Here is a 12,236-nt window from a genome sequence, read left to right as displayed (position 1 = left end):
CGATATGCAACTGATTAAACATGTACATATATTTGCGCCACAGGATCTGGGGATACAGGATATTCTCATTTCAGAAGGACACATTGCCCATATAGCACCTCACATAGAAACGGCTCCCTATATGGAAATCACTGACGGCAGTGGAAAACAACTGACACCGGGACTGATTGACCGTCATGTTCATGTAAGCGGAGGAGGGGGAGAAGGCGGCTTTGCGACAAGGACGCCGGAAATCCAGTTATCCGCTCTCATACAGGCAGGTATCACCACGGTGGTTGGTTTACTTGGGACTGACGGTGTGACGCGCAGTGTTGAGGATTTGATTGCCAAGGTCAAGGCTCTTAAAAGTGAAGGTATCTCCGCCTACGCCATGACAGGCTCCTATGCTTATCCGAGTACGACAATTACAGGCTCAGTAAAAAAAGATATCCTGTTTATAGACGAAATCCTTGGTGTCAAGCTTGCATTAAGTGATCATAGAAGCTCACATATATCATTTGAGGAATTTCTCAGACTGGCCAGTGAAGTCAGGACAGCCGGTATGCTCTCAGGAAAGCCGGGTTGTATGACACTGCATATGGGTGATGAAGCTGACGACCTTGCCTATGTCATGAAAGCCGTGAAAAACACAGGACTTACCTGCACCATGTTTCACCCGACCCATGTCACAAGAAATGAACAGCTGTTTCAAAAAGCCCTGCAGCTTTTATATATGGGTGGTACCATAGATATAACCTGTGAGGAGCATGAGGGATGTGCTTCCTGGATCAAGCAGGCGAACCCAAAGGATTATGGAAGAATCACCTTAAGCTCTGACGGACAGGGGAGCTGGTCAGACTATGATGAATACGGAAACCTTACCGCAATCGGTGTCTCCAATGTTTCTGTCCTCCTGCAAAATGTACAGGAAATGCTGCGGAATCAGGATTTTTCAATTACCGAGTGCATATCCTTCTCAACAGCGAATCCGGCCCGTGTATTGGGACTATATCCTGCAAAGGGCTGCATCTCTGTCGGAAGTAATGCTGATCTCTTGTTGTTTGATGATGACTGGCAGCTTCATGATGTAATGGCAAACGGACGCTGGTTCATGAAAAATCAAAAGCTTTTGAAGAAAGGAACCTTTGAGTAAACAGGCTGTTATTACTGTTAGAAAACAAACTGAGATATCCTAACAGGTCACGATCCTACGTTCCTATCACTGCTCACTTGCCAGGATTAAACAGATAAAGATAAGAAGAAATCAATATGTATTCCTATAGCTTTTTAAACATCATCTTACAAGCTTTTTATGAAACTGAATATAACAAAATTAGAAATATATACCTAATAACAGCCCATTAGAATAGCATCTTCATACAATCCCCATCCCTTTGTATACCCAGCATATGGCTTGCTTAGCATTCAGGTGTTTCTTATGGAAAACGCCGACAACATACAAAAAGCGTTGTGGCAAGTTCTATATACTAAGAAAAGGTATCCGCAAGGACAAAACGGTATGCTACCCACCGTATGTCTTACGATACCTTTTTTATATACAATTATTCCTTTGAAGCTCTTCTAAGGAAACTGTCAGCTTTTAATACTTCAAATCCTTTATCTTCTCCCAGCTGAATTCTTCTCTGCCGAAATGTCCATAGCAGGATGTTGCCTTGTAAATCGGACGGCAAAGCTTGAGTTCCTCAATGATATCCTTTACCTCAAAGCTGAAATTGCTGCGTATGATATCAAGAATCTCCTCATCACTTTTGTTTCCTGTTCCAAAGGTATCTACCATAATGGATACCGGCTTCACCTTACCGATAGCATATGCAACCTGTACCTCACATTTACTTGCCAGCTGATGTGCCACAATATTCTTTGCGACATAACGGCAGTAATATGCTGCACTGCGGTCAACCTTGGATGGATCTTTACTGGAGAAGCAGCCACCGCCGATTCTTCCCATACCGCCATAGCTGTCCACAACGATTTTCCTTCCTGTTGTACCGCTGTCACCAAAGGAACCGCCCATGACAAAGCTTCCGCTTGGGTTGATCAGATAAATGGTATCCTCATCCAGCAGCTCATCCGGAATGACAGGCGTTATGACATCCTTCATAACGATATCGGCAATCTGCTGCTGTGATGCCTCTGCCACATGCTGTGTGGAAACGACAATCGTATCAATTCTCTTGATTTTATCATTTTCATATTCAACACTTACCTGTGTCTTGCCGTCCGGCAGCAGCAATGCATTTCCACGGCGGACATCGCTCAGACGTTTTGCCAGCTTATGTGCATATTCAATAGCGGCAGGCATGTAATTGTCTGTATCATCGCATGCATATCCGAACATAATTCCCTGATCTCCCGCACCGATCTCGCCATCATCCTGTACAACTGCGTGGTTGATTTCCGAAGACTGCTCGCGTACCTTCACAAGCACCTCATACTCCTCCGTATACCCGATTTCCCGAATAACCTCTTTTGCGATTTCCTCATACTCCAGCTTTGCCTTGGTATTAGCCTCACCGTAAATAAGTACGAAATCATCCTTAATCGTTGCCTCCACAGCCATTTTGCTGGCAGGGTCCTGACGCAGAGCCTCATCCAGAATACTGTCCGCAATGCGGTCACAGATTTTATCCGGATGTCCCTCAGTAATACTTTCTGATGTAAAAATGTAATTTTTCATTTCTCAAATCTCCTTTGCTTCTTATTAGAAAAATGCCTTCCCTAGCGTGAGAGAAGGCAAATCGTTATGTGATTGTTTCTCTTATCGCTGTTAGCAGTACCACCTTATATGATGCGTCATACAGGTTGGCGTGGGATCAAGCGAGCTAACTCTCTACCCCAACTCTTGATAAAAAGGCATCTATATTAAACCATAATATAAAACGCATTGCAATAGTAAAAAGAGATTCCGCATTGGAAATCTCTACATAAGATTGATGGAATAAATCTGTATGATTTTTTTATATACTTCCTGAAGACCAATTTGCCGGATCCAGTTATCCAGTTCAAATATATTCTCAGGTTCATTCTGTATATCCATGATATCAACAATTATACGATAAATTTCGTTATCTGTTACAGTCATGCCCACCCTCCCATTGAATATTGAGCAACTCCCCATGATAGCTCTCCTATATCATAACACAAAATTGATAATTACACCAATTTTTCGTTAATTTGATATGAAAAATTGTTACCTTACCAACAAGATAGCTAAAAAACCGAAGCAATATATTAAAAAAATGATAATTACTTATATAAAAAGGAAAGACCTCTGTGGGAAAGGCAGAGATCTTCGTGAAAGAGAAAGGGCAACAGCTATTATGAAAAAGCTATTTATCAGGATGAGGAAACAAAACTGTCGCCGTTTAAGCAAACAGACATATCTTTGTCTGTACCTGTATCTTACACCTTTTATGTGAATACCTCGTGAAGCTGTCATGAAGGGTGTGTAAAGCTTTAAGCTGAGGCCCCTGCGGCTAGTATGAAAACAGAAATTCTCATGTATGGATTTGTGTAAGTATATGAAAATCCTTTCATTTTTACATTGACTTTCCCAATCTCAGCTTATAAAATGTACAGGAAAGGTGTGTAGAAAGTATATGAAATCAAGAGAAAAGCTATCATCCAGACTGGGATTTATTCTGATATCCGCTGGATGTGCAGTCGGTCTTGGCAATGTATGGCGGTTTCCATATATTACAGGCCAATATGGAGGAGCAGCCTTTGTACTGCTCTATCTGGTTTTCCTGATACTGCTGGGATTACCGATTATGGTGATGGAATTCTCCGTGGGACGTGCCTCCCAGCGCTCCGCAGCGAAGTCCTTCGATTTGCTGGAGCCGGAAGGAACCAAGTGGCATCTTATAAAGTATGTCTGTATGGGAGGCAACTATCTGCTGATGATGTTTTATACCACAGTTGGGGGATGGATGATCAATTACTGTTTGAAAATGGCAAGTGGTACCTTTGAGGGTCTGCGAACAGAGCAGGTGGGTGAAACTTTCTCCAATATGCTTGCCAGTCCGGGACAAAATCTGTTCTGGATGATTGCAATTACGGTTATCGGCTTCTTTATTTGCAGCAGAGGTCTTCAAAACGGTGTGGAAAAGATGTCCAAATATATGATGTCCTGTCTGTTTATCGTCATGCTCGTTCTTGTGATTCGGGCAGTTACCCTGCCAAACGCTGTAGAAGGCTTAAAATTCTATCTGATTCCGGATTTTCAGAAAATGATGGCAAACGGCTTATGGGACGCCATATTCGCAGCCATGGGACAGGCGTTTTTCACTCTGAGTCTTGGAATCGGTGCTCTGGCAATCTTTGGAAGCTATATCGGAAAAGACCGCTCTTTGCTGGGTGAGAGTCTTAATGTCTGCATTCTGGATACCTGTGTGGCCTTTATAGCAGGTCTGATTATATTTCCTTCCTGCTTCTCCTTCAACGTTGCAGCAGACAGCGGTCCCGGTCTGGTGTTTGTTACACTGCCGAATGTATTTAATGCCATGTCTGGTGGAAGGTTATGGGGCTTTCTGTTCTTCCTGTTCATGTCTTTTGCAGCTGTCACGACCATTATTGCGGTATTTGAAAATATTGTTGCCTTCGCAATGGACAGCGGCTGGTCCAGGAAAAAAGCTGTTCGTGTAAACTTTATCCTGATTCTGCTTTTATCACTTCCCTGTGCATTCGGCTTCAATCTTCTTTCCTTTATAGAGCCGCTTGGGGATGGAAGTACCATACAGGATCTGGAGGATTTCATTGTATCCAATAATATGCTGCCGCTTGGATCCCTCATGTATCTGCTGTTTTGTACCTTCCGCTATGGTTGGGGTTGGAAAAACTTCACGGATGAGGCAAACAGCGGTGTAGGCTTTCAATTCCCTATGTGGGCAAGATTTTATGTTTCCTACATACTGCCTGTTGTTGTGATCTATATTTTCTTTCAGGGCTATATTGAGAAATTCGCAAAGCCGTGGAATATATTGATTCCATCGGTACTGCTTCTTCTGATGATCTATGTTCCTTTGCAGGCATGGAGAAAGAAAAGAGCTAATAATAAGAATACATAAGCCTGCTCACAGAAGCAACGTGAGTAAGATATGAAAGGGGGTTCCTTAAAATTTAAAGGAACCTTTTTTACGGTTATTAAACGATTACCACCAGGAACGGATTTAATTTTCCTTCCTTAGCATATAGGATTGAATCGCTTCACCTACAGAATCCACCAGGTGATCGGCTGCTTCTTTTACCTTCTTAGGAGAAGCATGAAAGGTAAAGGATACATCTGCATCCTGCAGCATGGGGATATCATTGTAGGAATCTCCAATGCCATAGCAGCTGTCCAGATTCATAAGCTTTTTCAGCTTCAAGAGCGCCTTTCCCTTGGAACAGCCGTAAGGTACCACATCAACGAAATTCTGATTCTGGAATGCGGCACAGGTGTCCGGAAATTGCTTTTCAAGAGAACTGCATAACTGTTCTGCGGCTGCCTCGTCTATCATGCGAAAGGATAATCCGTGTATTTGCTGCCCCTTTATTTCTTCTATATCGTGAATGACTGGAATATCTGTAAATGCTCTTGCTTTCTTATATGCATAGATGTTCCCGCCAGCCTGAATAGCGGTGCTTTCCACATCTTTCGTAAGCATACTGAGCCGCTTTGCAGTTTCAGGTAAAAGACAGCTTTCAAACAATATCCTTTGATTTCTGTCCAGTATCATTGCTCCGCTGCTTACGATATAAAAATCAGGATGCAGTCGCTTAGAAAGAAATGCTGTAATACCCCATAAAGGACGCCCGGTACAAAGACCGAACAGACAGCCCTGCTTCTGCAGCTGCCCGATTCCTGCTATATCCCCTTCACGATAGCTTTCTGCTGCATCATGCAGATACAGCGTTCCATCAAAATCACTCGCCAATGCCTTCATAATCTCACAACCCTTCATCTGCTTCATTGTAAGAGGAAAGTGTTTAACTGTCAACAAAGAAATAGGTTACTCTTCGCTCATACTGATAGAAGATAAACAGGGGTCTTATAAAAAGAAGAAAGCTGCTATATCTTAAGGTTCTTTCTCGATTGTGAGTAAATATAAAACAGAGAGACTTCAACACTATTGTATTTATCAATAGAAGCTGAAGTCTCCCTTTTGCAAACAACCTAAAGAATGAAAGAAGCTGTTTTAAATATCATAGCTGAAATCGTGTATGCATAGCTGCGATAGTAAACAAAGCTCCCTTTCTTTACAAAAAAATGATGAATATCAGCATTCCTTCTGTATTTCATATGCCTACAGCAAAAGGAATTCAATATCTATGGATGAACACCAATAGTTTGAATTCCTCTTTTCTTAAACCTTATTTAAGCATATCCCAAAAGGATACAGGTCTTTTTTATAATAAATGATAATGCTGCAGCATCTCTTTGATTTTCTCATCATCCTGTGCACTGCATTCCAGTACCGGCTTTCTTGCCGGTCCGATTTCTGCGATTCCCGCCAGCTCTGCCGCACGCTTCATGACAACCGGTACCGTTCCCAGCTTCAATACGCCGCGCAGTACATCAATGTCCTTCTGCAGCGCCTCTGCTTTTTCTGTTTCTCCCTTACGCAGTGCCCTGTCCAGCTCCACCAGCACCTCCGTTATCACATTGGAGGTTCCTGCCACGGCACCGCTTGCCCCCAAAGCATAGCCATAGCTGATTTTGGAATCCGAACCGATCAGCAGATCAAAATCATCCCGCTTCGCAAGCTCTGCGTATGCCTTCAGATTTTCTTCCTTACCACTGCTGTCTTTGATACCTCGAATGTTTTCTACCTCTGCCAGACATCCCACAACCTCTGCGCTTAAGTTACAGCCTGTTGCCTTTGGGATGTTGTAGAGAATGATGGGAATACTTACACTTTCCGCAACCGCTGTGAAATGCTGTACCAGCTCTTCCTCTGTCGGTGTCAGAAAATACGGTGTGATGACACTCAGTGCATCCGCACCCAGCTCCTCCATCTTCTTTGACAGACGGATGGTTTCCTTTGTGCTGCATGCCCCTGTCCCTACATAGACCGGCACACGGTGGTCAACCATCCCGATCACCTTTTCGGCAAATTCTATTTTTTCCGCTTCATCGATCACATGAAACTCTCCATTGCTTCCAAGGATGAAGATTCCCTTAACGCCCTTTGCGATCAAATGATCGATCAGCTGCTTTGTCGCTTCATAGTTGATACTCTGTTCCTCATCACGATGAAATGGGGTTACGATTGGTGTTATAATTCCGTCAAACATGACTACTCTCCTTCTCATTCCTGCATAATATACTCTTACCAAGACTTCCGCCCGGATGCCATTTCACATACTGGGTTAAATCCAGCTTCTTTGCTTCCTGCAAGACTACGCTCAGACATTGCAGGATGAGGATCTCCGACAGGATGGAGGCACGCGGCGGCTTGTTCAGCGCATCCCCTTCTTCATCTACATGCGCTACCAGACATACCTCCGACTGCTTTGCCAGCGTCGATTGCGGATTTCCCGTACAGCTGATGATGTGTGCTCCGTTTGCTTTAAGTGTCTGTACGGTTGCCTCCAGCTCCATCGTTTCTCCGCTGTTGGATATGGCAATCACCACATCTCCTTTTTTCACCTGACCGCTGGATCCGTGAACGGCCTCTGTTCCATGCAGCTCATAGGTACTCGTTCCTGTGGAAGACAGCAGGGATGCGATATAGCCTGCCACATGCCCCGGCTTTCCGATTCCCGTGACATGGATCCGTCCTCCCTGCTTTTCACTTTCCATTATGATATGGGCTGCTCGTTCAATGCTTTCCATATCCATATCTTCTATATTTTTCCCTAGTTCCGATGCAATATTGCTCAGATATTCTTTTACACATTCTATCATATATTCACCTAGTTCCCTATCAGCTGTTCCAGTATGATGTCCGTAGACATTGCACAGGTTCGCTGTTCACTTTCCATGCTTCTTGCGGCTGTGTGCGGCGTTAACAGGAAATTATCCAGTGTAAGCAGCTTATCATCTTCCCTTGGAGGTTCGCTGCTGTACACATCAAAGCATGCACTTCGTATCTCTTTCTTCTTCAATGCTTCATATAAGGCTTCCTCATTCACGATACCGCCGCGTGCTGCATTCAGCAGGCAGGCATCCTTCTTCATTTTTTTGAATTCCTCTGTGGAAATCATATTCCGTGTGGACTCCAGAAGCGGTACGTGTAAAGAGATATAATCACAGTCTGTAAGGATATCCTCCAGTGTGGAAATCTGTGCATGGTACTGCCTTGCGGTTTCCTCTGCGATTGCAAAGGCATCATAGGCATATACCTCCATGCCACAGCCGTAAGCATACTCGGCAAGATACTTGCCGATCATTCCAAAGCCGATGATTCCCAGCTTCTTTCCATAGATCTCTCTGCCTGTCGGTTTATTCCAGCCATGCTGCTTCACATCCCTTACACTCGTATACAGATTCTTTGCTTCCATAAACATCATGGACAGTACATGCTCGGCAACAGAGCGGGAATTGCTTCCCACACAGCGTCCGACATGGATATTACGCTCTTTTGCATAATCCAGATCGATATTATCCGTTCCGACACCGAACTTGCAGACCGCCTTCAGATTCGGACAGCCCTCCATCATTTCTCTGTCCATTTTATCCACACCGACGATAATGGCATCGGCATCCTTCGACAGTGCTTTAAACTCCTCATGTGTATATGCCTTACCCGTGGCATTGTAATGTACCTCCAGACCCTTGGACTTCATTCGCTCCACCTGATCCAGACCGTAATTCGCAAACCCTCTCGGGGTTATCAGTACCTTCATATAAGCTCCTTCCTTTTCTTATCCTCCATATGCCTGTAAAGAAAACAAATCCATGTTCTTCCATGGATTTGTTCACATCTTATATAATATGGAAGAAGGTCAATACGATTGCAATAATCATTGTATAAATCATCAGACGGATATACTTCGGTCCGCGTTTCGTGATATACAGATACATTCCCATAACAACGATGAACGGCAGCATATTCGGCAGGATTCCGTCAATGATTTCCTGCAGCTTCACCGTTGATGTATCACTGGCGAATTCCACAATGGTCTGCACCTTTATATAAGAGGCTGACAGACATCCGATCATGAACAGACCAACGATGCTTGCGATGTCAATAACCTTTTTGATTGCTCCGGAGTGCAGGATTTCCAATACGGAATTTTTACCCAGAGAATATCCCTTGTTGAATAGGAACCAGGACCAGCCAAAGCTCCATGCGATATAGATTAAGCCAGGAATAAAGGCGGCGATTACAGAGCCCTCCAGTGCCATCGGAACAAAGATTGCCAATGGAATTGTCGCAACAATCCCCTGATCCACACTGTCACCGATACCGGCAAGTGGTCCCATCAGACCAAGCTTTAAGGATTGAATAACCTCCGGAGAAATATCATCATGGCCAAGCGCACGCTGTTCCTCCAGTGAAATCGTAATACCGTGAATGATACTTCCCCAGTCACAGTTTGTATTGAACATGGATGTATGACGACGCATTGCTGCCTGCAGCTCTTCCGGGTCATCCTTGTACAGCTTACGCAATACCTTGTTCATGGAATATCCGAAGGCAAGTGCCTGCATACGGTCAAAGCTTACCGGAACCTCGACTGCAAGTGTCCATTTCCACCATGCCTTTAACAGGTCTTTTTTTGTTACGATTGTTTTCTTTTCTTCAGCGGCTACACTGTTTACTGCTTCACTCATGCAACTTCCTCCTCATCGTTCTGTTTGAATAGGGATACGATCAGTGCAAGACATAATGCAATGACTGCTCCTGTCAGCATGGAGAAGCCCATGACAGAATACAGGAAGAATCCCAGTACGAAGAATGGCAGATATTTCTTTTTTCCCATAACAACCAGTGTCAGTGCGAAACCTAACCCCGGAAGCATATTGCCTGCGTTGGTGAGTCCGTTCATCGCCCATTCCGGAATTACATTGATGAATGCCTGTACAACGCTGGAGCCGAATAATGTCGCAATGAATACCGGTGTGAAATATAGCACACCATTGGTAAGCCATGGAAGTACAAAGGAGAAGATGGACAGCTTGTCATACTGCTTGTCCTCTACGAATTTATCAGCCTTCGTGTTATAGAAAGAGTTGATGGTACGACGCACATTATTGATTAAAACGCCAAGTACCCCGAATGGAACAGCCAGAGCCACGGCAGCAGCCGGATCCAGATTATTTGCGATAGCGGCAGGGATTGCGATACATGTTGCCAGTCCCTGATCACTTGGTATATTTCCGCCGGCTTCGATACCTCCCATATACATCAGCTGAATGGTTGCACCATACAGCAGACCGGTCTGTACATCCCCATATACAAGACCGATAAATACGCCAAGTACGACCGGCTTACGGAATGCAAACGAGATAAAATAGCTCGCGCGTCCCATGGATAGCCAGTACAGTATACCGACTAAGATTGCTTGAATTACCATATACATGTCCTCCTGTTATAATTTAGCGACAGCTTTTTGAAGTGTTTCTGAAGGATAATCCGGAGTTGTCTGGAAATAAATTTCGATCCCCATCTTTTCCAGTTCAAGCAGAGTATCCGCATCTGCTCTGTCCAGTGTAATTGCGTTGTTGACAGCCTTACGACCCGGCCCTCCGCCAAGACCGCCGATCTGTACCTTTTCCAGCTTCAAGCCTGCCTGTACTGCGGCATTCAGTTCTGCCACACCCTTGAACAGAACCATAACGCGGTTCTTATCGAAGGCACCCTCCTGCTGGCGCTTTACCGCATCCTCTACATTTACAATTGTGATTTTTACACCCTTTGGAGCTGCCATTTTGAATACTTCCTGCATGAAAGCATCCTTGCTCAGGGCAGTGTCGATTGTTACGATTTCATTGATCTGGCACTGTGTCAGCCATCTGGTAATAACCTGACCGTGAATCAGTCTGAAATCTACTCTAGTCAATTCAATACTCATCTTGAATTCCTCCTTACACCTACATTATATTGAAATCGCTTTCAAGCCGCTATGTTCAAACAAACTAAAAAGCCTGTGCCGTTTTTGGTCAAACGCACAAAGTTGAAAAAAAGCATCCGAAAGCCGGAGCATACATGTTTTCTATATATTATATGTGCGTTAGCTGACCTTCAAAAAGTCCTTTATTCATAGGCTTTTTAAGCATAAGCCAACCGGATGTACAATATCTTTTCAGCTGCTATCTCATTTGTTTAAGCGCACATATTTCATCTCTAATTTTGTTCACTCATCCAATTGTAAGCGTTTCTAAAACAACGTAAGATATAGGCAAGGAGGATGTCATTATGAATATGAAAAAAATGAACGTCACAAACCGTATGTATGAGGCAGGTGCACTTGCAATCGTTCGTGCGGAAACACTGGATCGCGCATGTGAAATAGCCGAGGGCTGCATGAAGGGCGGCGTACCTGTCATGGAAATGAGCTATACGTTAAATAACGCCGGAGATATCATACAGGGTCTTTCTGAAAAATATGGAGATGCACTCTGCGTAGGTGCCGGAACAGTTCTGGACGCAGAAACAGCACGACACGCAATCCTGCATGGTGCTGCTTTTATCATTGCCCCGAACTATAATGAAGAGGTCGCAAAAATGTGCAATCGCTACCAGATTCCCTATGCACCGGGATGTACCACCATTACCGAATGTGTTGATGCGCTAAGCAGCGGAGCGGCATTCGTCAAGGCATTTCCTATTTCCGATTTCTATGGTCCAAAGCTTGTAAAGGTTTTTAAAACACCGATTCCGGATATGCCGATTCTGGCAAGCGGGGGAATCAATCTTGACAATCTGACAACATGGCTGGAAAACGGTGTGGATGTCTGCGGGTTCGGAGGACTTCTGACAAAAGGAAGCAGTGAAGATATTGCAGCCAATGCAGCTAAAATTCATGAAATCATTACCAGCTTTCGTTGCAGCAAATAAGGACTGTTAAAGCTTATCTGAAGCTTCTGCATTCTTACAAAAAAGCATGGCGTATCTTATGTACACCATGCTTTTTCGTTCTTTACTCAAACGCTTCTACATTTGATAAATAATTCAAATATCCATTACTCCCCAGTTTCTTTTCCCAAAAATCCATACTTTCGTGTATTCTGATGAGCAGTCGAAATGCCATTGTTACAGATCCTTCACATATCTTATTTTTATCCATAGCTGCGATATCTTCAGCTT

Annotated in this window: 12 protein-coding genes; 3 read left to right on the top strand and 9 right to left on the bottom strand. The window is 44.0% G+C overall.

Going from position 1 to position 12,236, the window contains the following annotated elements; all coding sequences use genetic code 11:
• Nucleotides 1-4: 4 nt before the first annotated feature.
• A complete protein-coding gene (gene iadA, locus KSZ58_RS00155) occupies nucleotides 5-1,132 on the top strand; it encodes a beta-aspartyl-peptidase (RefSeq protein WP_009270163.1) in 1,128 nt (375 codons plus the stop codon).
• A 447-nt stretch (nucleotides 1,133-1,579) separates the two neighbouring features.
• Here the strand turns inward: iadA and metK are convergent, their stop codons facing one another.
• Nucleotides 1,580-2,677: a methionine adenosyltransferase gene (metK, locus tag KSZ58_RS00150; RefSeq protein WP_009270162.1), complete on the bottom strand. Its 1,098-nt coding sequence runs from the start codon at nucleotides 2,675-2,677 to the stop codon at nucleotides 1,580-1,582.
• A gap of 243 nt (nucleotides 2,678-2,920) precedes the next feature.
• Entirely contained in the window at nucleotides 2,921-3,082 is a 162-nt protein-coding gene (locus KSZ58_RS00145) for a hypothetical protein (protein WP_009588313.1), read from the bottom strand.
• Nucleotides 3,083-3,599: 517 nt separating this feature from the next.
• Between KSZ58_RS00145 and KSZ58_RS00140 the strand changes: the two genes are divergently transcribed.
• Complete coding sequence (locus KSZ58_RS00140) at nucleotides 3,600-5,066, top strand: sodium-dependent transporter (protein WP_002606858.1); 1,467 nt, start codon at nucleotides 3,600-3,602, stop codon at nucleotides 5,064-5,066.
• Nucleotides 5,067-5,168: 102 nt separating this feature from the next.
• On the opposite strand, the gene KSZ58_RS00135 is transcribed toward KSZ58_RS00140, so the two are convergent.
• The 7 genes from KSZ58_RS00135 to KSZ58_RS00105 form a co-directional block, all read right to left on the bottom strand.
• Nucleotides 5,169-5,951, bottom strand: a complete 783-nt coding sequence (locus tag KSZ58_RS00135) for an HAD-IIB family hydrolase (protein ID WP_065532404.1) — start codon at nucleotides 5,949-5,951, stop codon at nucleotides 5,169-5,171.
• A 436-nt stretch (nucleotides 5,952-6,387) separates the two neighbouring features.
• Nucleotides 6,388-7,275 carry a 4-hydroxy-tetrahydrodipicolinate synthase gene (gene dapA, locus KSZ58_RS00130; protein WP_217752574.1) on the bottom strand — a complete coding sequence of 296 codons (888 nt, stop codon included), beginning with the start codon at nucleotides 7,273-7,275 and terminating at the stop codon, nucleotides 6,388-6,390.
• The gene (locus KSZ58_RS00125) at nucleotides 7,268-7,888 is read right to left on the bottom strand and encodes an SIS domain-containing protein (RefSeq protein WP_175627727.1); all 621 of its coding nucleotides are present in this window, start codon (nucleotides 7,886-7,888) and stop codon (nucleotides 7,268-7,270) included. The genes dapA and KSZ58_RS00125 overlap by 8 nt, the downstream gene beginning before the upstream one ends.
• 8 nt (nucleotides 7,889-7,896) lie before the next feature.
• Complete coding sequence (locus tag KSZ58_RS00120) at nucleotides 7,897-8,829, bottom strand: phosphoglycerate dehydrogenase (protein ID WP_065530388.1); 933 nt, start codon at nucleotides 8,827-8,829, stop codon at nucleotides 7,897-7,899.
• Nucleotides 8,830-8,908: 79 nt separating this feature from the next.
• A complete protein-coding gene (locus KSZ58_RS00115) occupies nucleotides 8,909-9,760 on the bottom strand; it encodes a PTS system mannose/fructose/sorbose family transporter subunit IID (RefSeq protein ID WP_002606850.1) in 852 nt (283 codons plus the stop codon).
• The gene (locus KSZ58_RS00110) at nucleotides 9,757-10,503 is read right to left on the bottom strand and encodes a PTS sugar transporter subunit IIC (RefSeq protein WP_002606849.1); all 747 of its coding nucleotides are present in this window, start codon (nucleotides 10,501-10,503) and stop codon (nucleotides 9,757-9,759) included. Before KSZ58_RS00110 ends, KSZ58_RS00115 begins: the two co-directional genes overlap by 4 nt.
• Nucleotides 10,504-10,518: 15 nt before the next feature.
• Nucleotides 10,519-11,001, bottom strand: coding sequence for a PTS sugar transporter subunit IIB (locus tag KSZ58_RS00105; RefSeq protein WP_008818150.1), 483 nt, complete (start codon nucleotides 10,999-11,001; stop codon nucleotides 10,519-10,521).
• A gap of 344 nt (nucleotides 11,002-11,345) precedes the next feature.
• Between KSZ58_RS00105 and KSZ58_RS00100 the strand changes: the two genes are divergently transcribed.
• Entirely contained in the window at nucleotides 11,346-11,987 is a 642-nt protein-coding gene (locus KSZ58_RS00100; protein WP_008818149.1) for a ketohydroxyglutarate aldolase, read from the top strand.
• Nucleotides 11,988-12,236: the final 249 nt, after the last annotated feature.

This window comes from Erysipelatoclostridium sp. DFI.2.3 (assembly GCF_019132535.1).
Classification (GTDB): domain Bacteria; phylum Bacillota_I; class Bacilli_A; order Erysipelotrichales; family Erysipelotrichaceae; genus Clostridium_AQ; species Clostridium_AQ innocuum.
Note: the sequence above shows the minus strand (reverse complement) of the source record. Positions and strands in the feature narration are given on the sequence as shown.

Coding starts and splice junctions, on each gene's coding strand:
- KSZ58_RS00120 (WP_065530388.1), bottom strand. CDS start 8,829: ATGAAGGTACTGATAACCCCGAGAGGGTTTGCGAATTACGGTCTGGAT.
- KSZ58_RS00135 (WP_065532404.1), bottom strand. CDS start 5,951: ATGAAGCAGATGAAGGGTTGTGAGATTATGAAGGCATTGGCGAGTGAT.
- metK (WP_009270162.1), bottom strand. CDS start 2,677: ATGAAAAATTACATTTTTACATCAGAAAGTATTACTGAGGGACATCCG.
- KSZ58_RS00140 (WP_002606858.1), top strand. CDS start 3,600: ATGAAATCAAGAGAAAAGCTATCATCCAGACTGGGATTTATTCTGATA.
- KSZ58_RS00145 (WP_009588313.1), bottom strand. CDS start 3,082: ATGACTGTAACAGATAACGAAATTTATCGTATAATTGTTGATATCATG.
- KSZ58_RS00115 (WP_002606850.1), bottom strand. CDS start 9,760: ATGAGTGAAGCAGTAAACAGTGTAGCCGCTGAAGAAAAGAAAACAATC.
- KSZ58_RS00110 (WP_002606849.1), bottom strand. CDS start 10,503: ATGGTAATTCAAGCAATCTTAGTCGGTATACTGTACTGGCTATCCATG.
- KSZ58_RS00100 (WP_008818149.1), top strand. CDS start 11,346: ATGAATATGAAAAAAATGAACGTCACAAACCGTATGTATGAGGCAGGT.
- KSZ58_RS00105 (WP_008818150.1), bottom strand. CDS start 11,001: ATGAGTATTGAATTGACTAGAGTAGATTTCAGACTGATTCACGGTCAG.
- KSZ58_RS00125 (WP_175627727.1), bottom strand. CDS start 7,888: ATGATAGAATGTGTAAAAGAATATCTGAGCAATATTGCATCGGAACTA.
- iadA (WP_009270163.1), top strand. CDS start 5: ATGCAACTGATTAAACATGTACATATATTTGCGCCACAGGATCTGGGG.
- dapA (WP_217752574.1), bottom strand. CDS start 7,275: ATGTTTGACGGAATTATAACACCAATCGTAACCCCATTTCATCGTGAT.